The 22,485-nt window shown below is 72.5% G+C and carries 20 protein-coding genes; 9 read left to right on the top strand and 11 right to left on the bottom strand.

What is annotated here, in order from left to right:
- Positions 1 to 28 precede the first annotated feature (28 nt).
- Together ACIQ6Y_RS03055 and ACIQ6Y_RS03050 are read left to right on the top strand one after the other, a co-directional pair.
- Positions 29 to 694 (top strand): hypothetical protein, encoded by a 666-nt coding sequence (locus ACIQ6Y_RS03055; protein ID WP_404032023.1) that lies wholly within the window; start codon positions 29 to 31, stop codon positions 692 to 694.
- A 169-nt stretch (positions 695 to 863) separates the two neighbouring features.
- On the top strand, positions 864 to 2,915 hold the full coding sequence (locus ACIQ6Y_RS03050) for a phosphocholine-specific phospholipase C (protein ID WP_404032021.1): 2,052 nt from the start codon (positions 864 to 866) through the stop codon (positions 2,913 to 2,915).
- Between the two features lie 72 nt (positions 2,916 to 2,987).
- Here the strand turns inward: ACIQ6Y_RS03050 and ACIQ6Y_RS03045 are convergent, their stop codons facing one another.
- Positions 2,988 to 3,923: a hypothetical protein gene (locus tag ACIQ6Y_RS03045; RefSeq protein WP_404032019.1), complete on the bottom strand. Its 936-nt coding sequence runs from the start codon at positions 3,921 to 3,923 to the stop codon at positions 2,988 to 2,990.
- Entirely contained in the window at positions 3,920 to 4,687 is a 768-nt protein-coding gene (locus ACIQ6Y_RS03040; RefSeq protein ID WP_404032016.1) for a phosphatase PAP2 family protein, read from the bottom strand. The genes ACIQ6Y_RS03045 and ACIQ6Y_RS03040 overlap by 4 nt, the downstream gene beginning before the upstream one ends.
- 183 nt (positions 4,688 to 4,870) lie before the next feature.
- Here ACIQ6Y_RS03040 and ACIQ6Y_RS03035 point away from each other — a divergent pair, with 183 nt between their 5' ends.
- Positions 4,871 to 5,482: a TetR/AcrR family transcriptional regulator C-terminal ligand-binding domain-containing protein gene (locus tag ACIQ6Y_RS03035; protein ID WP_404032014.1), complete on the top strand. Its 612-nt coding sequence runs from the start codon at positions 4,871 to 4,873 to the stop codon at positions 5,480 to 5,482.
- Positions 5,483 to 5,630: 148 nt separating this feature from the next.
- On the opposite strand, the gene ACIQ6Y_RS03030 is transcribed toward ACIQ6Y_RS03035, so the two are convergent.
- Positions 5,631 to 6,695 (bottom strand): DUF2510 domain-containing protein, encoded by a 1,065-nt coding sequence (locus tag ACIQ6Y_RS03030; protein WP_404032012.1) that lies wholly within the window; start codon positions 6,693 to 6,695, stop codon positions 5,631 to 5,633.
- Between the two features lie 294 nt (positions 6,696 to 6,989).
- Here ACIQ6Y_RS03030 and ACIQ6Y_RS03025 point away from each other — a divergent pair, with 294 nt between their 5' ends.
- Positions 6,990 to 9,659: an ATP-binding protein gene (locus ACIQ6Y_RS03025; RefSeq protein ID WP_404032010.1), complete on the top strand. Its 2,670-nt coding sequence runs from the start codon at positions 6,990 to 6,992 to the stop codon at positions 9,657 to 9,659.
- Between the two features lie 86 nt (positions 9,660 to 9,745).
- Here ACIQ6Y_RS03025 and ACIQ6Y_RS03020 read toward each other — a convergent pair whose 3' ends face one another.
- On the bottom strand, positions 9,746 to 10,750 hold the full coding sequence (locus ACIQ6Y_RS03020; RefSeq protein ID WP_404032008.1) for a DUF3048 domain-containing protein: 1,005 nt from the start codon (positions 10,748 to 10,750) through the stop codon (positions 9,746 to 9,748).
- A gap of 184 nt (positions 10,751 to 10,934) precedes the next feature.
- Between ACIQ6Y_RS03020 and ACIQ6Y_RS03015 the strand changes: the two genes are divergently transcribed.
- Complete coding sequence (locus tag ACIQ6Y_RS03015; protein WP_404032005.1) at positions 10,935 to 12,125, top strand: zinc-dependent alcohol dehydrogenase; 1,191 nt, start codon at positions 10,935 to 10,937, stop codon at positions 12,123 to 12,125.
- 1 nt (position 12,126) lies between these two features.
- Here ACIQ6Y_RS03015 and ACIQ6Y_RS03010 read toward each other — a convergent pair whose 3' ends face one another.
- Entirely contained in the window at positions 12,127 to 13,197 is a 1,071-nt protein-coding gene (locus tag ACIQ6Y_RS03010) for an ATP-dependent DNA ligase (RefSeq protein WP_404032003.1), read from the bottom strand.
- Between the two features lie 50 nt (positions 13,198 to 13,247).
- The gene (locus ACIQ6Y_RS03005) at positions 13,248 to 13,499 is read right to left on the bottom strand and encodes a nickel-binding protein (RefSeq protein WP_404032000.1); all 252 of its coding nucleotides are present in this window, start codon (positions 13,497 to 13,499) and stop codon (positions 13,248 to 13,250) included.
- A 104-nt stretch (positions 13,500 to 13,603) separates the two neighbouring features.
- Between ACIQ6Y_RS03005 and ligD the strand changes: the two genes are divergently transcribed.
- Both ligD and ACIQ6Y_RS02995 read left to right on the top strand, forming a co-directional pair.
- The gene (gene ligD, locus ACIQ6Y_RS03000) at positions 13,604 to 14,629 is read left to right on the top strand and encodes a non-homologous end-joining DNA ligase (RefSeq protein WP_404031998.1); all 1,026 of its coding nucleotides are present in this window, start codon (positions 13,604 to 13,606) and stop codon (positions 14,627 to 14,629) included.
- Between the two features lie 45 nt (positions 14,630 to 14,674).
- Positions 14,675 to 15,709: a LacI family DNA-binding transcriptional regulator gene (locus ACIQ6Y_RS02995; RefSeq protein ID WP_404031996.1), complete on the top strand. Its 1,035-nt coding sequence runs from the start codon at positions 14,675 to 14,677 to the stop codon at positions 15,707 to 15,709.
- Here ACIQ6Y_RS02995 and ACIQ6Y_RS02990 read toward each other — a convergent pair.
- On the bottom strand, positions 15,706 to 16,488 hold the full coding sequence (locus ACIQ6Y_RS02990; protein ID WP_404031994.1) for a VOC family protein: 783 nt from the start codon (positions 16,486 to 16,488) through the stop codon (positions 15,706 to 15,708). The two genes, ACIQ6Y_RS02995 and ACIQ6Y_RS02990, sit on opposite strands and share 4 nt — an antisense overlap.
- 184 nt (positions 16,489 to 16,672) lie before the next feature.
- On the opposite strand from ACIQ6Y_RS02990, the gene ACIQ6Y_RS02985 reads away from it, so the two are divergent.
- Positions 16,673 to 16,918, top strand: a complete 246-nt coding sequence (locus tag ACIQ6Y_RS02985) for a WhiB family transcriptional regulator (protein ID WP_404031992.1) — start codon at positions 16,673 to 16,675, stop codon at positions 16,916 to 16,918.
- 55 nt (positions 16,919 to 16,973) lie between these two features.
- On the opposite strand, the gene ACIQ6Y_RS02980 is transcribed toward ACIQ6Y_RS02985, so the two are convergent.
- From ACIQ6Y_RS02980 to ACIQ6Y_RS02970, 3 genes are all read right to left on the bottom strand, one after another.
- Positions 16,974 to 17,948: an acyl-ACP desaturase gene (locus ACIQ6Y_RS02980; RefSeq protein ID WP_404031990.1), complete on the bottom strand. Its 975-nt coding sequence runs from the start codon at positions 17,946 to 17,948 to the stop codon at positions 16,974 to 16,976.
- 217 nt (positions 17,949 to 18,165) lie between these two features.
- Positions 18,166 to 18,942: a dimethylargininase gene (ddaH, locus tag ACIQ6Y_RS02975; RefSeq protein ID WP_404031987.1), complete on the bottom strand. Its 777-nt coding sequence runs from the start codon at positions 18,940 to 18,942 to the stop codon at positions 18,166 to 18,168.
- Positions 18,943 to 19,081: 139 nt separating this feature from the next.
- Positions 19,082 to 20,707 carry an ABC-F family ATP-binding cassette domain-containing protein gene (locus ACIQ6Y_RS02970; protein ID WP_404031984.1) on the bottom strand — a complete coding sequence of 542 codons (1,626 nt, stop codon included), beginning with the start codon at positions 20,705 to 20,707 and terminating at the stop codon, positions 19,082 to 19,084.
- A 341-nt stretch (positions 20,708 to 21,048) separates the two neighbouring features.
- Between ACIQ6Y_RS02970 and ACIQ6Y_RS02965 the strand changes: the two genes are divergently transcribed.
- Positions 21,049 to 21,888 carry an isocitrate lyase/phosphoenolpyruvate mutase family protein gene (locus ACIQ6Y_RS02965; RefSeq protein WP_404031982.1) on the top strand — a complete coding sequence of 280 codons (840 nt, stop codon included), beginning with the start codon at positions 21,049 to 21,051 and terminating at the stop codon, positions 21,886 to 21,888.
- A 20-nt stretch (positions 21,889 to 21,908) separates the two neighbouring features.
- Here the strand turns inward: ACIQ6Y_RS02965 and ACIQ6Y_RS02960 are convergent, their stop codons facing one another.
- Positions 21,909 to 22,325, bottom strand: a complete 417-nt coding sequence (locus tag ACIQ6Y_RS02960; protein WP_404031979.1) for an SsgA family sporulation/cell division regulator — start codon at positions 22,323 to 22,325, stop codon at positions 21,909 to 21,911.
- Positions 22,326 to 22,485 lie beyond the last annotated feature (160 nt).

Below are 22,485 nucleotides of genomic sequence, written 5' to 3'. Positions count from 1 at the left end.
CCGCAGAGGCAAGAGGGGTGACCTCCCGATGGCATATCAGGCAGGTGGGCAGCGGCCGGCGCCGTGGCCCGCCCCCGTCAGTCCCCAGGCCCAGGAGTATCTGCGGGACTACGCCGCGCTCGTGGAGTCCGTCCCCTTTCCCTCACTCGTCGTCGACCACCGCTGGGACGTGGTCCTGGCCAACAGCGCGTTCGAGACACTTTTCCGGGGTGTCGGCCCGCATCCGTCGGCCATGCCCGGGGACAACTTCCTGAGGTTCGTCCTGTTCCACCCCGACGCGGCGTCCGTCCTCGGCGAGCACGAGGCCCGCTGGTGCCTGCCGATGCTGGCCCACCTGGCGTCCGCCCTGGAGCGGCACGGTCACGACCCCGCCCTGCAGGCGGTGCGCCGCGAGATCGCCCAGGACCCGCTCATGGAGGCCGCCTACCGTCAGGGCCTGCCGCACTGGATGCGCGCCATGGGTGACGCGGCCGTGGAGCACGACGGCGCCGTACGGCCCCTTCTCCACCCCGACCCCAGCTGGGGCGCCACCGACTGCCGCATCGTCGACGAGACCCCCAAGTCCCTGCACGTGCTGGGCTACACACGCCTGACGATGCTCCCCCAGGGCCGCCGCCCCGCCCCTCGCGCGGGCCACCGGCGCAACCGCCGCCCGGCGGGCCACCTGACGGTGGTGTCGACCCCCGAGGGCTGAGGTACCCGGGGGCCGCGATCGACGCAAGGGGCCCAGGTACGCCACGCGCCCCTCTGTGTACGGGTGACTTTCACGCAAACGTCGCCGCACCCTTCCCTGACGTTTGCTGCTCTTGGAACACTCCTTTCGCGCACATTCCATCAGCACGAGAGGTTGGTGTCCCCCACACATGCCTGAGGTCAACCGACGTAAATTCCTCCAACTCGCGGGCGCGACCACGGCCTTCACCGCGTTGGCGAGCAGCATCGAGCGTGCGGCCGCGCTCCCGGCCAACCACCGCTCGGGCACGATCGAGGACGTCGAGCACATCGTCGTCCTGATGCAGGAGAACCGTTCGTTCGACCATTATTTCGGCAAGCTCCGGGGCGTCCGCGGCTTCGGCGACCCGCACCCGGTACGGCTCGACAACGGCAAGTCGGTCTGGCACCAGAGCGACGGCACCCGGGAGGTGCTCCCCTTCCACCCGGAGGCCGACGACCTCGGCATGCAGTTCCTCGAGGGCCTCCCGCACGGCTGGACCGACGGGCAGCAGGCGTACAACGGCGGCAACTACGACAAGTGGCTGCCCGCCAAGGGCACCACGACCATGGCGTACCTGACCCGCGAGGACATCCCGTTCCACTATGCCCTCGCCGACGCCTTCACCGTGTGCGACGCCTACCACTGCTCCTTCATCGGCTCCACCGACCCGAACCGCTACTACGTGTGGACGGGCCACACCGGCAACGACGGCCAGGGCGGCGGACCCGTCCTCGGCAACGACGAACTGGGCTACGACTGGACGACGTACCCCGAGCGCCTGGAGCAGGCGGGCGTCTCCTGGAAGATCTACCAGGACATCGGCGACGGCCTGGACGCGGCCGGCTCCTGGGGCTGGATCTCCGACGCCTACCGCGGCAACTACGGCGACAACTCCCTGCTGTACTTCAACAAGTACCGCAACGCGCAGCCCGGCGACCCGCTGTACGACAAGGCCCGCACCGGCACGAACGCCAAGGCGGGGGAGGGCTACTTCGACCGGCTGAAGGCCGACGTCCAGGCGGACAAGCTCCCGCAGATCTCCTGGATCGCCGCGCCCGAGGCGTTCTCGGAGCACTCCAACTGGCCCTCCAACTACGGCGCCTGGTACATCGCCCAAGTCCTGGACGCGCTCACCTCCAACCCGGCGGTGTGGGCGAAGACGGCCCTGTTCATCACGTACGACGAGAACGACGGCTTCTTCGACCACGTGCTGCCCCCGCTGCCCCCGATGTCGGCCGCGCAGGGCAGGTCGACCGTCGACGTCTCGCTCGACCTCTACGCGGGCGACAGCAGGCGCCCGGCCGGCCCCTACGGCCTCGGCCCGCGGGTGCCGATGCTGGTGGTGTCGCCGTGGAGCAAGGGCGGGTTCGTCTGCTCGGAGACCTTCGACCACACCTCGGTCATCCGGTTCATGGAGAGCCGGTTCGGGGTGCGCGAACCGCACATCTCGCCGTGGCGCCGCGCCATCTGCGGCGACCTGACCTCGGCCTTCGACTTCTCCCGCCCGGACAGCCGCCCGGCGTCCCTGCCGGACACCGGCGAGTACGCCCCCAAGGACCGCGAGCGCCACCCCGACTACCGCCCGACCCCGCCCGCCGACCCGAGCCTGCCCCGCCAGGAGAGCGGCCTGCGCCCGGCCCGCCCGCTGCGGTACGCCCCCGCGGTCGACGGCGCCCTGGACGCGGCGGCCGGGAAGTACACGCTCACCTTCGCCTCCGGGGCGCGGGCCGGCGCCGCGTTCTGGGTCACCGGCGGCAACCGCACCGACGGCCCCTGGACGTACACCACCGAGGCCGGCAAGACCGTCTCGGACACCTGGAACACGGCGTACTCCAGCGGCTTCTACGACCTGACCGTGCACGGCCCCAACGGCTTCCTGCGGGTCTTCCGCGGGCCCGGCAAGCAGGCGGGGCCCGAGGTCACCGCGCGCCACACGGGCGACGACATCGAGCTCACCTTCACCAACAAGGGCTCCCTCACCGCCCAGCTGAAGCTCATCGACGGCTACAGCGGTCAGCCCCGCGCGGTCAAGGTGCGCGCCGGCGGCACCGTGCGGCTCACGGTCGACCTGACGGAGAGCCGCCGCTGGTACGACCTGACCGTCACCTCCGACACCATGCCGATCTTCCTGCGCCGCTTCGTCGGCCATGTCGAGAACGGCCTGCCCGGCGTCAGCGACCCGGCGATCATCACCGACTGAGGCCCCGGGCCCGTACGCACAGCTGCCCCGGCCCGCTGCGCGCGGACCGGGGCAGCTGTGCGGATCTGTCGGCTAGGCCACGAGCCGGGCGTCGACCGGTTCGGGTTGCGGGGGAGGAGGCGGCACGGGCGCCCGTCGGCGAAGGGGCTCCGGCCGTCCGTGTGCCTTCCCGGAAGGCTCCGGCTGCTCCGGTGCGCCGCGTGACAGCAGCACCACACCCCACGCCGCCAGCGCCGCTCCCGCCAGGGCCGTCAGGATGCCGGTCGCCCCGCCCTGGAGGTGCTCGCCGAGCAGGGAGAGGCCGATCAGCGCGGCCGCGACCGGGTTGGCCAGGGTGACCATGGCGAGCGGTCCGCCCAGGCCTCCCTTGTACGCGGTCTGCGACAGCAGCAGCCCGCCCGTGGCGAAGGCGGCGACCAGGACCGCGACCCCGATCACCTGGACGCTGAGCAGAGGTCCGCTGCGGTCGGTGGCGGCCACCGTCACCGTCTGGGTCAGCGCGGAGGCGACCCCGGAGGCGAGGCCCGAGGCGGTCGCGTGCCGCAGCCCCGGCCGGGCGCCGGGCCGGGACAGCAGGCCGATGAGCAGCGCGGCGGTGCCCGCGACCGTGAGCGCCTCGGCAGGACTGAGCACGTCGTCCGGCGCGGGCCCCGAGGCCGTGGCGAGCAGCGTGGCGAGGCCCGCCAGCGTGAACGCCGTACCCTGCCACTCGGCCGCGCTCACCCGCCGGCCGGCCACCCGTGCGCCCAGCGGCACCGCGGCGACCAGGGTGAGCGCGCCCAGCGGCTGCACCACGGTGAGTGGCCCGTACTTCAGTGCCACCACGTGCAGCAGCGCGGCGGACGCGTTGAGCAGCACCGCCCACCACCAGGCCCCGCTGCCCAGCATCCGCAGCAGGCCCGCGCCCGGGGAGCGGGAGGCGAGCCGTTCCTGGGCCACCGCGGCGGCGGCGTAGGCGACGCCGGAGAACAGGGAGAGGACGACGGCGAGGGAGAACGCGGCGTTCATCGGCCCGCCCCCACCAGCACGCCGTCCTCGGCCGGGGCGAGCTGCGCGGAGCCGCGACCCGCGGTGCTGACCGTGCGGCGCGGCGCGTGCACCGCCGCCAGGGCGAGCCCGAGCAGCGCGGTCGCGACGATCGCGTCCAGCCAGTAGTGGTTCGCGGTCCCCACGATGACCAGCAGCGTCAGCAGCGGATGCAGCAGCCACAGCCACCGCCACCGTGAGCGGGTGGCGACGATCAGGCCGATCGCCACCATCAGCGCCCAGCCGAAGTGGAGCGAGGGCATCGCCGCGAACTGGTTGGAGAGATGGTCGGTCTGCGGCGGGCCGTAGACCGAGGGCCCGTACACCCGGCCCGTGTCCACCAGGCCGGTCGCCGCGAGCATCCGCGGCGGGGCGAGCGGGAACGCCAGGTGCAGCACCAGCGCGGCGGCGGTGACCGCGGCGAGCACCCGCCGGGCCCACACATAGTGCGCGGGGCGCCGCAGATAGAGCCAGACCAGGAAGGCGGCGGTGGCGGGGAAGTGCACGGTGGCGTAGTACACGTTGGCCGTGTGCACCAGCGAGTCGCCGTGCAGCAGCAGCGACTGCACCGAGGCCTCGCCGGGCAGTCGTACGGTCCGCTCCAGGTCCCACACATGGCGGGCGTTGCGGAAGGCCGCCTCGGTGTGACCCGTGGCGAGCTGCCGGCCGAACTTGTACACGAGGAAGAGCCCTGCGACGAGCAGCAGCTCGCGCAGCAGCGGTGGCCGCTCGGTCCGTGCCTTCATCCCCGGCCCCTTCACTGACGACAGACGGTGTGGTGTGTGTGGTCGTCCGTCGGCGTACCGATACGGGGAAGTACCGATACTGGACTGTACCGATACGCCAGTGTACCGATACGGTTCAGTACCGGTACACTGGCGTATCGGAAAGGTGCGTCACACTGGAGCAGTGACAGGGAGGAAGTGCCGATGACGTCGCAGGCCGCGGACCGACCGGAACAGGTCGCCTCGCGCCGCTCCAAGCTCACCCGGGAACGGGAGCAGGAGTTCTTCGACGCCGTACTCGACCAGATCCGTGAGTGCGGCTACGACGCCGTCACCATGGACGGCGTCGCGGCCAGCACGCGCTGCAGCAAGTCCACGCTCTACCGGCAGTGGAAGACGAAGCCCCAGTTCGTGGCGGCGGCGCTGCGCTCCAACCGCTGCCCGCGCTTCGCCGGCATCGACACCGGCTCGCTCGCCGAGGACCTGCGCCAGGCCGCCCGGGCCGCCGGCGGCACCTCCGACAAGGACCAGAGGCTGCTCCAGGCCCTCGGCCACGCCGTCATGCAGGACCGCGAACTCCAGCAGGCCCTGCGCGAGGCCCTCGTCGACCCCGAGATCAACGCGCTGCGCGACATCCTGCGGCGCGGTGTGGAGCGCGGCGAGGTCCCGGCGGACCATCCCGCGCTGGAGTACATCCCCGCCCAGATGTACGGCGTGCTGCGCGCACGCCCCGTCATCGAGGGCGAGTACGCCGACTCGGAGTACCTGGTCCGGTTCGTCGAGGCCGCGGTGCTGCCGGTGCTCGGCCTCACCTGAAGACCCAGGCCGCCGTCCACGGGATGACTGGACGGCGACCTGACCGCGCCGCACCGTGGGGACGGGGGCGGCGCGCACCCCCCGGCCGGGTGGAGTGCCTCTGGAGCGGAGAGGCACCCCACCCGGCCGTCGTATGCCGTAGGACGCCTCAGACGTCCTGCCCGTCGCCGCCGCCGGAGGACGCCTCGATGCCCTCGGTGACGTCGTCGAGGATCGACAGCGGCTGGTCCACGTCCAGCCCGAAGCGGACCACCACCAGCCGGCCCTTGTCGGCGGGCGAGGGGAACACCAGCGACTGGACGTAGCCGTCCGAGCCCTTGCTGGTGATCGCCTTCCAGCGCACCACATAGCCCTTCTGCCCGGCCACGGTGACCGCCTTCGAGGCCAGCACCTGGTGGGAGGTGATCTCCCCGTAGCTGCCGCCGTAGGACTCCTTGGCGTTCGCGGCGATGTCCGCCTTCGCCACCGCCTCCGGCGTGGTGCCCTTGGTGCCCAGGAGCTCGGCCGGGGCCGAGTACGCGCCGCCCTTGGTGCACTGCTGGGAGGGGTCGGCCGGGCACTTGTAGGTGGTCTCGGACGTCATCTGCGCGCCCACCGTCATCGCCTGGCCCGACCAGCCCTCGGGCACCGGCATGCTGATCGCGTTGACGGGGTCCTGGAGCGTGCCGCCGCCCTCGACCTCGGGCGCCCGGCCGCCGCCGTCCCCGGGGCTCTCCTCGGGGCTCTTCTCGGGGTCCGGCGAAGGCCCGCCGGACCCGCCGCCGTCGCCGAACGGGCCGCCCTGCCCGCCGTCCCGGCCGTCCGGCGCGCCCCGGTCCTGCTGGGTGCCGGCCCGGTCCGAGCCGCCGTCGTCCTTGGTCAGCGCGTACACGCCGACCCCGATGCTCGCGAGCACCGCCGCCGCCACCGCGACCGCTATCCCCGTACGCAGCCCACGCCGCTGCCCGCCCGGAGCAGCGCCGGGCTGACCCGGATAGCCGGGGTAGGCGGGAAACGCGGCCTGCGTCGGCATCGCCGCGAAACCGGGCTGGCCGGGCTGGGGCGGCGGGCCCTGGTACCCCGGCTGTGCCGGCGGCGGCCCCCAGGGTGCGGCCGAGCCCGCGGGACGGATCCGCTCCGTCCATGCCCCGCCGTCCCACCAGCGCTCGGTGGCGGGACCGTCACTTTTCTGCCCGGGGTCGGGGTACCACCCGGGGGGAGTCACCTGCGTCATACCCCCACCGTATGAGGCAACCGTGAAAGCGCGATGAGAGGGCGGCCTCCGCGCCCACGGGATGCGGCGGAACCCGGGCAGTTACGGTCGTACAGCACCGAAAGGGTGTCAACTCCCCCCGGGGCCGCCCCCGATGACGTCGCTCCGTGGCAGCTCACCCGCCCCGCGCGTCGCCCGCGCGCACGCTCCGTCACCCGTGACGGCAACAGCTGCGCCGACCCGCCACCGCCGGGCCCGCCGGACGGCTACGCTCGACCTCTGTACGTCGTCCGGGCGACTTGGGGAGGTAGCGGGATGACGGAGGTACGGCCCACGGCGGCCGCCTCGGCTACCCTGTGGGAGCGTGACGAGGAAGTCGCCGCCATCGCACGGGCGGTCGACACCCTGTGCGCCGACCGCGCGTCCGCGGGCAGCCTGCTGCTGTACCGCGGCGAAGCCGGCCTCGGCAAGACCGCCCTGCTGCACGAGGCCCGCCGCATCGCCGAGGAACGCGGCTGCACCGTCTGGTCCGCCAGGGGCGGCGAGGCCCTGCGGTCCGTCCCCTTCCACGTCGTGCGCCAACTGCTGCAGCCCGCCCTCGTCTCGATGCTGCCCGAGGAGGCCCGCGACTACCTCGACGACTGGTACGACATCGCAGGCCCGGCCCTCGGCATAGTCGAGCCGACGGAGCGTCAGGCCGACCCGCAGGGCGTGTGCGACGGCCTCGTCGCCGCCGTACGCCGCCTCGCCCGGCGCGAGTACCCGCTGGTGCTGCTGGTCGACGACGCCCACTGGGCCGACCAGGAGACCCTTCGCTGGCTCGCCGCGTTCGCCGAGCGCATCGACGACCTGCCCGTGCTCGTGCTGGTCGCCCGCAGGCCCGGCGAGACGGCCGGGGAGAGCGCCCGCTACCTCGAGGAGATCGCCGCCGCGGGCCGGACCGTCACCAACCTCAGCGCCCTCACCCCCGACGCCACCGCCGGACTGACCCGTGTCACCCTCGGCGCCCACGCCGACGCCCCGTTCTGCCGCGAGGTCTGGGCCGTCACCGGCGGCAACCCCTACGAGACCGTCGAACTCCTCGCCAAGGTCCAGGACAGCGAACTGGAACCGACCGAGACCTCGGCCGGTGAACTGCGCGCCCTGAACCGCTCGGCACGCGGCGGCGGACTGGTCGCCCGACTGGAGGGACTCGGCGTCGAGGCCACCCGGTTCGCCTGGGCCGCCGCCATCCTCGGCACCGGCATCTCCGTCGACCTCGTCGCCAAGCTCGCCACCATGCCCCGCAACGAGGCCGCGCGCTGCGCCGAACTGCTCCAGGGCGCCCGCATCCTCACCACACCCGACCAACCCGAGAGCGGCGAGCTGGAGTTCGTGCACCCGCTGATCGCCAGCGCCGTCTACAACTCCATCCCCGAGGCGCTGCGCACCGCCATGCACGGCATCGCCGCCAAGGTCGTCACCGACTCCGGCCTCGGCGCCGCGGCCGCCTCCCGCCATCTGCTCCAGGTCCACCCGGACGACGACGCCGAACTCGTGGGTCAACTGCGCGAGGCCGCCGCCGAACACCTCGCCGTCGGCGCCCCGGACGCCGCCCGCCGCTGCCTGGAACGCGCCCTGGAGGAACCGCCCCGGCCCGAGGTGCACGCCCAGGTGCTCTACGAACTGGGCTGCGCCACCCTGCTCACCGCGCCCGCCACCACCATCGGCCATCTGCGCACCGCCCTGTCCATGCCCGGCCTGGACGGCGCCGAGCGGGTGGACGCCGTCTTCCGCCTCTCCCAGGCGCTCCTGCACAACGACCAGCTGGAACAGGCCGTGCGCACCGTCGAGGCGGAGGCCGCCCGGCACGAGGACGGGCCCGCGAGGCTGCGCCTGCAGGCCGTGCAGTACATGTGGGAGGGCATCTACGCCGGCGAGGCCACGTCCCCCGGCCGCTCCGAGCGGCTGGCCCGGCTCGCCGCCACCTGCACCGGCCGCGACAACTCCGAGCGCGCCCTGCTCATCCTGCGCGGCTTCGACGCCATGACCCACGGCGAGAACGCCGAGGAAGTCGTCGAGCTGTGCGACCGCGCCCTCGTCAACGGCCGCCTCGCACCCGGCCTCGGCTGGACCGACACCGAGTGGGGCATCGAGCTGCTGATGATGCTCGGCAGCTCCTACGCCTACGCCGACCGGCTCGACCGCGCCGAGAGCCTGTTCTCCGAGGCCCTGCGCGCCTACACCACGGCCGGCTGGAGCGGCGGCCACCTCTCCCTGGCCAACGCCTTCCTGGGCCTCGCCTACCGCAGGCAGGGCCAACTGCGCGACGCCGAGAAGGTCCTGCGCGAGTCGCTGCGCCTCGCCGAGCGCGTCGGCCGGGGCCTGCCCCTGTACTGGTCGGCGACCTGCGGGCTCGTCGACACCCTGCTGGCCCGCGGCCATGTCGAGGCCGCCTGGGCGATCGCCGAGCAGTACGGCTTCGCCCCGCCCTACCCCTCCACCATCGTGCTGCCGGACACCCGCTCCGTGCGCGGCCGGCTGCTGCTGGCCGTCGGCCGCACCAAGGAGGGCATCAACGAACTGGGCGAGGCGGAGAAGGCGGCCGTCGCCCGCGGCGGACACAACCCCGTCCTCGCGCCCTGGACCGTCGACCTCGCCCGCGCGCTCGCCGCGGAGGACCCGGCCCGGGCCGCCCAACTGGCCGCCGACGCCCGTCGCCAGGCCGAGCGGTTCGGCACCGACACCGCGATCGGCGAGGCCCTGCGCTGCGCGGCCGCCCTGGAGACGGGACAGGAGAAGGTGCGCCTCGCCGCCAAGGCCGTCGCCTTCCTGGAGGCCTCGCCCTGCCAGTACGAGCACGCGGCCGCCCGGATCGAGCACGGCCTCGCGGCCCGCTCGGTGGCCGAGCTCAACCGCGGCCTGTCCCTGGCCCGTTCCTGCGGCGCGGACGGCCTGGTCGCCCAGGCGCGCGAGGCACTGGAGAGGGGACAGGGACTGAGCTAGTTCATCAGGGCTCGCGTCAGGCTCGGCCCAGGACTTGGCCCAGGCCTTGCTCAAGCCCTGGCTCGGGCCCTGGCTCGGGCCCTGGCTCAGGCCTTGGCGAACACCACCCACACCTGGCCCTCGGCGAAGTTGACCGGCTTGCCGTCCTTTGTCGCGAACCGCGTGCCGTCGGTGGCCGTCGGCCGCGACCAGGTCACGTCGAAGGCCTTGCCGTCGCGCAGCACCTTCGCCCGGCCCGTACCGACCGTCTCGGTGAACGGCGTGTTGTTGCCCAGCGAGTCGAAGTAGTCGGACTTGCGCAGCTTCACGTACTGCACCACGACCGTCGGCGGAGCGAGCCGGCCCGCGTCGGTGGTCGTCGCGCCCACCCCGTCCATCGAGACCAGCCAGCCGTGATGGCTCGCCGACCAGATGAAGGTGAAGCGGGCCGCGGGGTACTTCACCGTCTCGTAGGCGTCGGCTGTTCCGCCCTTTGGCGCGGCGCCGTAGGAGAAGCCGGTGGTCAGCGCGGCGGCGCCGGGTGCCTCGGGCAGCAGCGCGGCGGGCCGCAGATAGAGGTTGTGCGGGGCCGGCCGGTCCGGGCCGCGGTAGAACGCGCCAGACGTGCGCCCCGGCGGCTCCGCCCGCAGCGGCGCCCGGTCGATCAGCGGCATCAGCTTGCTCTGCGCCCCCGAGTAGGCGAGCGTCGGCTGCTCGAACTGGCGCAGCAGCTCCAGATCGGTCTCCCGGGCGCTGCGCACCGGCCCGACCGCCGCCGGCAGCTTGCTCGCGTACACCGCCATCAGCCGGCTCATGCCGCCCTCGACCTGCTCGGCGTAGACGACGTCCGCGCTGTCCAGCCCGGTGTGCGGGCGGGCGCGGCGGGAGTTGTCGATCTTCACCGCGAGGACGGACCCCGCGGCCGCCCGGCTGTGCCCGGGCTTCTGGTCCGGGCTGCTCCCGTCGTCCTTGGAGCCGCCGTTCCCCGAGGTGCAGCCCGCGGCCAGGGAGGCCGCCACCACGGCGGCCAGCAGCGCCGCCGTCGTTCTGCCGCGCCGTGCTCGCGCTCTGTGTGCCGTGCTCACCGTCGCCACCCGCCCGTCCTCTGCCATGATTGTGCGCTTGTCAGGTCATTGCAGGCCATACCCCCTCCCATGGGGTGCCGGGCCGCACATCCCCCATTGGCCGCCCGGAATCGGCCCGATCGGCCCACGCCCGGTTCACCGCGGCCGGCCCGGGTACCCGGGCGGCGGCCGGCCCGGAACGAGCACAGGGACGAGCAGAGGGGATCGCGCGATGAAGGCTGTGACCTGGCAGGGCAAGCGGGACGTACGCGTGGAGGACGTGCCCGACCCGCGGATCGAGGAGCCGACGGACGCCGTCATCCGGGTCACCTCCACCGGGCTGTGCGGCTCGGACCTGCATCTGTACGAGGTGCTCACCGCGTTCATGACGCCCGGCGACATCCTCGGCCACGAGCCGATCGGCATCGTCGAGGAGGTCGGCGCCGGAGTGCCCGACCTCGCGGCGGGGGACCGGGTCGTCGTGCCCTTCCAGATCGCCTGCGGCAACTGCTGGATGTGCCTGAACGCGCTGCCCACCCAGTGCGAGACCACCCAGGTCACCGGCGAGGGCATGGGCGCCGCCCTGTTCGGCTACACCAGGCTCTACGGCTCCGTGCCCGGCGGTCAGGCCGAGTATCTGCGCGTGCCGCAGGCCCAGTTCGGGCCCATCAAGGTGCCCGAGGGCCCGCCCGACGACCGGTTCCTCTACCTCTCCGACGTCCTGCCCACCGCCTGGCAGGCCGTCGCCTACGCGGGTGTCCCCGAGGGCGGCAGCATCGCCGTCCTCGGCCTCGGCCCCATCGGCGACATGGCCTGCCGGGTCGCCCAGGTCCGCGGCGCGGGCCGGGTGTTCGGGGTCGACCTGGTGCCGGAGCGGCTGGAGCGGGCACGGGCGCGGGGCGTCGAGACGTACGACCTCAGGGCGTTCGACGACGAGAAGGAGCTGGTCACGGCGATCCGCGACCAGACCGACGGGCGCGGCCCGGACGCCGTGATCGACGCGGTCGGCACCGAGGCGCACGGCAGCGCCGCCGCCCGCCTCGCCCAGCAGGCTGCCTCCATGCTGCCCCGGAAGATCGGCGGGCCCCTCGCCGAGCGGTTCAGCGTGGACCGGCTCGCCGCCCTCCACACCGCGATCGAGCTGGTCCGCCGCGGCGGCACGCTGTCCCTCGTCGGCGTCTACGGAGGCATGGCCGACCCGCTGCCCATGCTCACCCTGTTCGACAAGCAGCTCCAGATCCGCATGGGCCAGGCCAACGTACGCCGCTGGAGCGACGAGATCCTGCCCTACCTCACCGACGAGGACCCCCTCGGCGTCGACGACTTCGCCACCCACCGGCTGCCGCTGAGCGACGCGCCGCACGCGTACGAGATGTTCCAGCGCAAGCAGGAGGGCGCGGTGAAGGTGCTGATGCAGCCCTGACTCAGGAACGCTCGCCGAGGATCTCCGCGAGGTCGTAGCGCACCGGCTCCTCCAGTTGCGCGTAGGTACAGCTGTCCGCCGTACGGTCCGGGCGCCAGCGGCGGAAGCGGGCCGTGTGCCGGAAGCGCGCGCCGTTCTCCATGTGGTCGTAGGCGACCTCCGCCACCCGCTCCGGGCGCAGCGGCACCCAGGACAGGTCCTTCTTGCCCGACCAACGGCTCGGCGCCCCCGGCAGCCGGGCCGTCTCGTGCGCGGCCTCGTCCGACCAGGCCGCCCACGGATGCCCCGCGACCTCGTCCATCCGCAGCGGCTCCAGCTCCCGCACCAGCTCGGCGCGCTTCTGCATCGTGAAGGCCGCCGAGACGCCGACGTGCTGGAGGGTGCCCCTGTCGTCGTAGAGGCCGAGCAGCAGCGAGCCGACCACGGGGCCGCTCTTGTGGAAGCGGTAGCCCGCCACGACGACGTCCGCGGTGCGCTCGTGCTTGACCTTGAACATGGCCCGCTCGTCCTGGAGGTAGGGCACGGTCAGCGGCTTGGCGATCACACCGTCGAGACCCGCCCCCTCGTACTGCTCGAACCAGCTCTGCGCGGTCTGAAGGTCCGTCGTCGCGGGCGCCAGGTGCACCGGCGGGGTCACGTCTTGCAGCGCCCTGGTGAGCAGGGCCCGGCGGTCGGTCAGCGGGACGTCGAGGAGCGACTCGTCGTCCAGGGCGAGCAGATCGAACGCCACGAACGACGCCGGCGTCCGCTCGGCCAGGGTCCGCACCCGGGAGTCGGCGGGGTGGATGCGCTCGGTCAGCGCGTCGAAGTCCAGCCGCCCCTCACGGGCGATCACGATCTCCCCGTCCAGCACGCACCGCTTCGGCACCCGCTCCCGCAGCGCCCCCACCAGTTCCGGGAAGTACCTGGTCAGCGGCTTGCCGGTACGGCTGCCCAGCTCGACGTCGGCGCCGTCGCGGAACACGATCGCCCGGAAGCCGTCCCACTTCGCCTCGTACTGCATCCCGGGCGGGATCCTCGCCACCGACTTGGCGAGCATCGGCTTCACGGGCGGCATGACGGGCAGGTCCATAAATCGACTCTAAGAGTCGATCGCCGGGCCTGCCCCTGGTGGATACGCCGCTAGACCGACAGCGGCACCGGGTGGATCTCGTCCGGGGCGCCGCCGAGGCGCTCGTGGACCCGGGTCACGGCCTCGGCCGACGGTGCCTCCGTCAGGCAGAAGACCGTCCCTGACTCAGGGTCCGCCCAGGTGTGCTCGATGCGCACACCCATCTCCTGCTCCATCGCGACGGCCGCGTCATGGCCCTGGCGCAGCTGGTCCGCCGTGACGCCGGGCATCCCCCCGTGATGGACGTCCATGAACATCGTCATGACCTCGCACCTCTTCTCCGTACGCGCCGGTTCCTGCTCCTTCCATCCTGCGTCCGTGGAGGTCCGATATGCGAGGTATGGGGCGTACGCATACCGTGACTCGCATGGGTGACGCGGTGGAACTGGAGGCGGGCGGCCGGACCGTACGGCTGTCCAACCCGGACAAGGTCTTCTTTCCCGAGCGCGGCTACACCAAGCTGGACCTCGCGCGCTACTACCAGGCGGTCGCCCCCGGCATCCTGCGCGCCCTGCGCGACCGCCCCACCACCCTGGAGCGCTACCCCGACGGGGTGACCGGCGAGTGGTTCTACCAGAAGCGGGCGCCGAAGAACATGCCCGACTGGATCCCCACCGCCCACATCACCTTCCCCAGCGGACGCAGCGCCGACGAGATGTGCCCCACCGAGGAGGCCGCCGTGCTGTGGGCCGCCCAGTACGGCACGCTCACCTTCCACCCCTGGCCGGTGCGCCGCACCGATGTGGACCGGCCCGACGAACTGCGCATCGACCTCGATCCGCAGCCCGGCACCGACTACGCCGACGCCGTCCGCGCCGCCCATGAACTGCGCGCCGTGCTGGACGAGTTCGGCGGACTGCGCGGCTGGCCCAAGACCTCCGGCGGACGCGGACTGCATGTCTTCGTGCCGATCGAACCGCGCTGGACCTTCACCCAGGTCCGCCGCGCCGCCATCGCGGTCGGCCGGGAGCTGGAGCGCCGGATGCCGGAGCAGGTGACCATCAAGTGGTGGAAGGAGGAGCGCGGCGAGCGCATCTTCATCGACTACAACCAGACCGCCCGCGACCGCACCATCGCCTCCGCCTACTCCGTACGCCCCCGCCCGCACGCCCCCGTCTCCGCGCCGCTGCGCTGGGAGGAGGTCGGGGAGGCCCAGCCCGGCGACTTCGACATCACGACCATGCCCGCGCGGTTCGCCGAGCTCGGCGACGTCCACGCCGACATGGACGAGCACGCCTACTCCCTGGAGACCCTGCTGGAGCTGGCCACCAAGGACGAACACGACCACGGCCTCGGCGACCTGCCCTATCCGCCGGAGTACCCCAAGATGCCGGGCGAGCCGAAGCGGGTGCAGCCGAGCCGGGCGAGGAAGCCGGGGCCGGAGCCCTCCTGATGTCTGGCTATCCTGATCGGCGAGCCGCCGATGAGGAGTTGAGCCGTGACCGAGACCGCTCCGCGCCCCACCCTGGAGGCCGTGGCCGCGCGGGCCGGGGTGTCACGAGCCACCGCCTCCCGCGTGGTCAGAGGCGGCGACGGGGTGCGCGGACCCCTCGTGGAGAGGGTCCTGCGAGCCGTCGAGGAACTGGGATACGTCCCCAACCAGGCGGCGCGCAGCCTGGTGACGCGGCGGCACGACGCCGTCGCGGTCGTCGTCGCCGAGCCCGAGACACGGGTCTTCGCCGACCCGTTCTTCGCCCTCCATCTGCGCGGCATCAGCAAGGAACTGACCGCCCACGACAACCAGCTCGTCCTGCTGCTCACCGAGGGCCGCGAGGACCACGCCCGGGTGGGCCGCTATCTCGCCGCCGGACATGTCGACGGCGCGCTGGTGTTCTCGCTGCACCTCGACGACCCGCTGCCCGGCCTGATCCGGCGGGCCGGGGTCCCGGCCGTGTTCGGCGGACGCCCCGGCTGGGCCGACGGGGCGGACGAGGGCGCCGCGCCGACGGTGTACGTGGACTGCGACAACAGGGGCGGCGCGCGGGACGCCGTACGGCATCTGGCGGGGCTCGGCCGGACGCGGATCGCGCACATAGCGGGGCCGCTGGACCAGACGTCGGCCGTGGACCGGCTCGACGGCTACCGGGACGTGGTGGGCGAGGCCGACCCCCGGCTGATCGCGCAGGGCGACTTCACGCCGGCCGGCGGGGAGCGGGCGATGCGCGAACTGCTTCAGCGCTGCCCCGACCTGGACGCCGTGTTCGCCACCAACGACCTGTCCGCCGCGGGCGCCCTGCGCGTGCTGCGCGAGCACGGGCGGCGGGTGCCCGAGGACGTCGCCCTGATCGGCTTCGACGACCTGCTCCCGGTCGCCGAGCAGACCGACCCGCCCCTGACCACGGTCCGCCAGGACATCGAGGAGATGGGCCGCCGCATGGCCCGCCTGCTCCTCGACCACATCACCGGCGGCGCCGCACCCCACCCCGGCGCCACCATCCTCCCGACGACACTGGTCCGCCGGGCGAGCGCCTAGCGCGCCGCGCTGGTCATGACCGCGAAGCGGGCCCCGTAGGGGTCGGCCAGTCTGGCGACGCGGCCGACGTCGGGGATGTCGGTGGGGGGTGTGCGGACCGTGCCGCCCAGTTCGCGGGCCCGGGCGGCGGTCGCGTCGGTGTCCGTCACTTCGACGTAGACCAGCCAGTACGGGTCGCCCGTTTCGCCGGAGTCCTCGTCGAGCGGGACCAGGCCGCCGAACATGGCGTCCTCGCCCTGCCCGGAGGGGTTGACGCAGGTGTAGGAGCCCCCGGGGAAGCTGACCGAGGACGTCTCCCAGCCGAGCACCTTGTGATAGAAACCGGCGGCCGCGGCGATGTCCGGTGTGTACAGCTCCAGCCAGCGCAGGGAGCCGGGGTCCCGCACCAGGTCCACGCCCTTGTTCAGACGGGGCTGCCAGACGCCGAACGGCACGCCCGCCCGGTCGCCGAGGATCGCCATGCGGCCCTGGTCCGTCACGTCCATCGGCTCGAACACGACCGAGCCGTGCGCCGCCCGTACGGCCTCGGCGGTGGCGTCGGCGTCGGGGGTCTGGAAGTACACCGTCCAGGACGGCGGGCCCTGTTCGGGCGTGGTCTGCATGCCCCCGGCGACGGTCCGGCCGTCGAGCTGGAACAGGCCGTACCCGCCGACCTCGGGGCCGCCCGGGACGAACCGCCAGCCGAACAGGGCGCCGTAGAAGGCAGCCGCGCCGTCGATGTCCGGCGTACCGACGTCGATCCAGTTCGGCGCGCCATGGACGAAACGGGTGGTGAGCATCATCGCCCTCCTCGGCAGGGGTCCGCTGTCCGCACTGCCGAGTCTCGCACCGCCCACTGACAACCGCGCGCCGCCGTGCGCGGCGCGTCCGGGACGGGCATCATCGACCGGCCGGGGGCCCTGCCGGACGTCCGTTGATCCCGCGTTGATCGAACGTTTTTCGCCGCCCGGCACGATCTCGTCCATGCACAACGACACCCTCACCCCGGCCGCGCCCGCCTGGCAGGCCCAGGCCCTGTGCGCCGAGACCGGGGCCGACTTCTTCTTCCCCGAGCCCGGCAGCTCGGTCCGCGAGGCCAAGCGCATCTGCGCCATGTGCGACATGCGCCCGGCCTGCCTGGAGTACGCCCTTGAACACGACGAACGCTTCGGCGTCTGGGGCGGCCTGTCCGAGAAGGAACGCCTGACCCTGCGCCGCACCTCCCGCTGACGCCCTGCGCCGCCGGACGGCCGGGCGGCTGGGCGGCTGGGCGGCCGGGGTCGGCTCAGCCGGCCGCGCGCGCGGCCATACGGGCCTTGCGGGCCGCCAGCTTCTCGTCGAACTTGGCGGCCTCCGCGTCGAGGCCGCCCATGTAGAGGCCCAGCTCCTCCTGGGCCTGGAGGCCCTCGGGGCCGAGGCCGTCGATCTCCAGCACCTTCAAAAAGCGCAGGACGGGCTGGAGGACGTCGTCGTGGTGGATACGGAGGTTGTAGACCTCGCCGATGGCCATCTGCGCGGCGGCCCGCTCGAAGCCGGGCATCCCGTGGCCGGGCATCCGGAAGTTGACCACGACGTCCCGCACGGCCTGCATGGTGAGGTCGGGCGCGAGCTCGAAGGCGGCCTTGAGCAGGTTGCGGTAGAAGACCATGTGCAGGTTCTCGTCGGTCGCGATGCGCGCCAGCATCCGGTCGCACACCGGGTCGCCGGACTGGAAGCCGGTGTTGCGGTGCGAGATGCGGGTCGCCAGCTCCTGGAAGGCGACGTACGCGATCGAGTGCAGCATCGAGTGCCGGTTGTCCGACTCGAAGCCCTCGCTCATATGAGCCATGCGGAAACGTTCCAGCTGGTCAGGGTCCACCGCGCGGGACGCCAGCAGGTAGTCCCGCATGACGATGCCGTGCCGGCCCTCCTCCGCGGTCCAGCGGTGCACCCAGGTGCCCCAGGCGCCCTCCCGGCCGAACAGCGTGGCGATCTCGTGGTGGTAGCTGGGGAGGTTGTCCTCGGTCAGCAGGTTGACGACCAGTGCGATCCGGCCGATCTCGGTGACCTTCGACTGCTCCTTGCCCCAGGCCTCGCCGTCCTCGAAGAAGCCCGGGAAGTTACGGCCGTCGCTCCACGGCACGTACTCGTGCGGCATCCAGTCCTTGGCGACCTTCAGATGCCGGTTCAGCTCCGTCTCGACGACTTCCTCCAGTGCGTACAGCAGCCGGGCGTCGGTCCAGACGGAGGGGCTGCCGAGATGGGGGGAAGTGATCGTCACAGGTACTCCAGGGGGCCACGGGGTCAAGCGGAACGCACCGGCGCGAAGCGCCGGAACCTACGGGATCGTAGGCTACGAATCCGTAGGTTACGAAGCCGTAGGTTAAGGCCGCAGTAAAGAACCCTGTCAAGATCGCTGGTCAGCGGCCTGCGACGGAGATGCAGACAGCCCCGGGACCCGCAGGTCCCGGGGCTGTCCGGTGGGTCGGCTCACCCGATCACGTGTACAGCTCACGCAGTCGCACCGAGAGACATGTCACACAGCCCTCGAGCTTCTCGAACTCGGAGATGTCCACCACGACCGGGGCGTAGCCGAGCGAGGCGTACAGTTCGGCGGTCTTCGGCGCGCTCGCGGCCATCAGCAGCTTGTTGCCGCCCAGCAGCACCACATGCGCCCCCGACTCCTCCGGAACCGGAAGGAAACGCCCGAACAGCGACGGCGTGTCCATCATCGGGATGTGCCCGACGACCGTGCCGTCCGGCAGCGCGGTCACCGCCGTCTTCAGGTGCAGCACCTTCGTCACCGGCACCGACACCACCCGCGCGCCCAGCGGCTCGAAGGCCGCCCGCAACTGCTGCACCCCGGCCGCGTTGGTGCGCCCGCCCCGCCCGACGTAGATCATGTCGCCGATCTTCAGCACGTCGCCGCCGTCCAGCGTGCCCGGCTCCCAGATCCAGTTCACCGAGCAGCCGAGACTCGCCACGGCCTCCTCGACCGCGGCGGTCTCCGCCCGCCGGGACTCCGCGCCGGGACGCGAGATCAGCGCCACGTTCTTGTACATCACGACCGTGTCCTCGACGAACACCGCGTCCGGGCAGTCGTCCGCGGGGTCCACCTCGATGGTCTCCCAGCCGTGCTCGCGCAGCGCCTCGCCGTACGCCTCCCACTGCTCCACCGCGAGCTCGGCGTCGACCTCGGCGCGCTCGATGTGCGTGACGAGGCCGTCGGCGAGACGGGGTCCGGGGCGGCGGATGAGGGCCTTCTTGCTGGGCACGAGGGTGTCTCCGTATCGGTGGGGCTTCACCGGCGCGTCGTGGCTGCGCCGGTTGGCCATCATGCAATGCGGTCCGGTCCGGACAAAACCCCCGGCGTCAGGATGTGGCCCTCCTGAGATACTCCGCGGTAACCGAGCGTCAGGCCGGATACGCGATGTCCTCCGGCGTGATCTCCTTCAGTTCTCCCTCCTCCACCAGCAGCCAGCGCGTGATGCCGATCGACTCCAGGAACGGCAGGTCGTGGCCGGCCACGATCAGCGCCCCCTCGTACGACTCCAGGGCCGAGGTGAGCTGCCGTACGCTCGCCATGTCCAGGTTGTTCGTCGGCTCGTCCAGCATCAGCAGCTGCGGGGCCGGCTCCGCCAGCATCAGCGCGGCCAGCGCGGCCCGGAAGCGTTCGCCGCCGGACAGCGTGGACGCCTGCTGGTCGGCTCGGGCGCCCCGGAACAGGAAGCGCGCGAGGCGCGCCCGGATCCGGTTGTTGGTGGCGCCCGGCGCGAACCGGGCCACGTTCTCGGCGACCGTCAGCCCGTCGTCGAGGACGTCCAGCCGCTGGGGCAGGAACCGGTGCGGCACATGTGCCGTCACCTCGCCCGACACCGGCGCCAGTTCCCCGGCGATCGTGCGCAGCAGCGTCGTCTTGCCCGCGCCGTTGCGCCCGATCAGCGCCACCCGCTCCGGCCCGTGCAGATCGAGCCCGCCCTTGACCCGGCTGCCGTACGCCGGCTGCAGGTCCCGGAGCGTGAGCACGGTCCGGCCCGGCGGTACGGCGGTGTACGGCAGGTCGACGCGGATCTCGTCGTCGTCCCGTACGGCCTCCGCCGCCTCGTCGAACCGCTCCCTGGCCTCGGCGAGCTTCTCCTCGTGCATGATGCGGTGCTTGCCGGCGGACACCTGGGCCGCCCGCTTGCGTGCCCCCATGACGATCTTCGGCTCGCGCTTCTGCTCGTACATCTTCTGGCCGTACCGCTTGCGGCGGGCCAGCTTCACAGCTGCGTCGACCAGTTCGCGCTTCTGCTTCTTCAGGTCGGCCTCGGCCACGCGGACCATCCGCTCGGCGGCCTCCTGCTCGGTGGCGAGGGCCTCCTCGTAGGCGGAGTAGTTGCCGCCGTACCAGGTGACCTCACCGCCGCGCAGATCGGCGATCTGGTCGACCAGGTCGAGCAGTTCACGGTCGTGGCTGACCACGACCATGACGCCCGGCCAGGACCGTACGGCCTCGTACAGCCGCCGGCGGGCGTACAGGTCGAGGTTGTTGGTCGGCTCGTCCAGCAGCAGCACGTCCGGGCGCCGCAGCAGCAGCGCGGCCAGGCGCAGCAGCACCGACTCGCCGCCCGACAGCTCGCCGATCGTGCGGTCCAACTCGATGTGTCCGAGACCCAGTTCGCCGAGGGTGGCGAGGGCGTGCTCCTCGACGTCCCAGTCGTCGCCGACCGTCTCGAAGTGTGCCTCGGACACGTCGCCCGCCTCGATGGCGTGCAGCGCGGCACGCTGTGCGGCGATCCCGAGGGCCTCGTCGACCTTCAGGCCCGTGTCGAGCGTGACGTTCTGCGGGAGATGGCCGACCTCGCCGGTGACGCGCACGGTGCCGTCACTGGGCTCGAGTTCACCGGCGATGAGCTTCAACAGCGTTGATTTCCCCGCCCCGTTGACCCCGACCAGGCCGGTGCGGCCGGGCCCGAAGGAGACGTCGAGGCCGTCGAGCACGGTGGTGCCGTCGGCCCAGGAGAAGGACAGGGAGGTACAGGTGATGGAAGTAGACATAAGGCGCCTCCGCGGTTGCTCGCAGTGATCAAGGGCAAACGCGTGTAGAGACACCGCGGCCACGGAAGGACGAGACGGCCCGGGGCATGAAAAAAGCCCTGTTCGTCGGGGGACAGCTCGAATACCGAGGTCGCACGCGGCGGAACACACCTCAAGAGGTGTGACGCGGTGTCTCAGGACCTCAGTAGAGCAACGTCCTTCTCCGATCGACGACAACAGGACCTTCTACACCGTACGGGCGACCCCTGTGCCTGTCAACGCATTACCGGCGGCGACCGCCCGCACGGCGATGTCGGATTCCTGCCAGACCCCTTACGCCCAGGGCTGGTTGAGTGAACCGCATGACGACGAACCCGCACCCGCTCCACGACTTCGCACTCGCCTTCCGCGCCCTGCACGTCCCCGGCCGCCCCCTGGTCCTGCCCAACGCCTGGGACCTGGCCAGTGCCCGCCTGGTGGAGGACGCGGGCGCCGCCGCCGTGGCCACCACCAGCGCCGGCCTCGCCTGGGCCCTCGGCACCGCCGACGGCGACCGGCTGGAGCGGGACCGCGCGCTCGGGGCCGTCGCCGGGATCGCGGCGGCCGCGCGGGTGCCGGTGACCGCGGACATCGAGAGCGGCTACGCGGCCGACGCGGCCGGAGTCGGCGACACCGTCCGCGCGGTGATCGCCGCCGGCGCGGTCGGCGTCAACATCGAGGACGCCCTGTACGAGCCCGGGGCGGGCCCGCTGCGGCCGGTCGCCGAGCAGGCCGAGCGTATTGCGGCTGCGAGGGAAGCCGCCGACGCCGAGGGCGTGCCGCTGTTCGTCAACGCCCGGATCGACACCTTCCTGCGCGGTGCCGGGGGAGTGGACCTCACCCTGGAGCGAGCCGCCGCGTTCGTGGCCGCGGGCGCCGACGGCATCTTCGTCCCCGGGGCCGTCGACCCGGGGACCGTCAAGCTGCTCGCCGACGGCATCGACGCGCCGCTGAACGTCATGGCAGGGCCCGGCGCGCCGTCGGTCGCCGAACTCGCCGCGCTCGGTGTCGCGCGCGTCAGCGTCGGCGCGGGCCTCGCCCTCACCGTGCACGCGCTGACCCGCCGGGCCGCGCGGGAGCTGCTGGCCGACGGGACGTACGAGGCCCTGACCGACGGGGCCGACTACGGGGAGCTCAACGCCCTGTTCACCGACGAGCGTTGACCGCCCGGGCCGGCCACCGGTCAGCAGGCGTCGCGCATCAGCTCCGCCAGGTCGCGGTCCAGGTCGACCACGAGGTGCTCATGGCCGGCCGGCACCAGTTCCTCGGTCGCGTCCAGGAAGCGCCGCACCTCGGCCGAGTGCAGATGCACCACCGCGGTGCCCTCCGGGGCGCGGAACTCCAGTTCGGTGCGGTCGTAGCCGTACGGCCGGACCCGGACGTCGCCGTGCCCCTCGGCGTTCTCCAGGCCCGCCGCCAGCAGCTCGCGGGCGAAGGTCCAGCACACCTCCACCCCCTCCAGGGTGGCCTGGGCCGGGAACGTCATATGGACGGCGAACGGGTCGCGGCGGTCGTAGTGCAGCGTCGCGGGAATGTGCTGCATCCGCGGCGCGGCGGCCACGAGACGGGCCTCGACGGGCTGATCTATCACGGTGGACAAGGCCTTGCTCCCTTGCGACGGCGGGGACGGGCTTCCGGGTGGATGAGGCCGGTCACAGGAAGAGACGTAGGAACCGGCCGCGGCGTGCACAGGTATCTCCAGTGACCTCTGTCACCGTGTTCCATCACTGCGGCGACTCAGTCCTGCGTTCTGCCCGGCA

This window comes from Streptomyces sp. NPDC096205, from assembly GCF_044763135.1.
Classification (GTDB): Bacteria; Actinomycetota; Actinomycetes; order Streptomycetales; family Streptomycetaceae; genus Streptomyces.
This window is presented reverse-complemented; position numbering and strand designations above follow the sequence as displayed.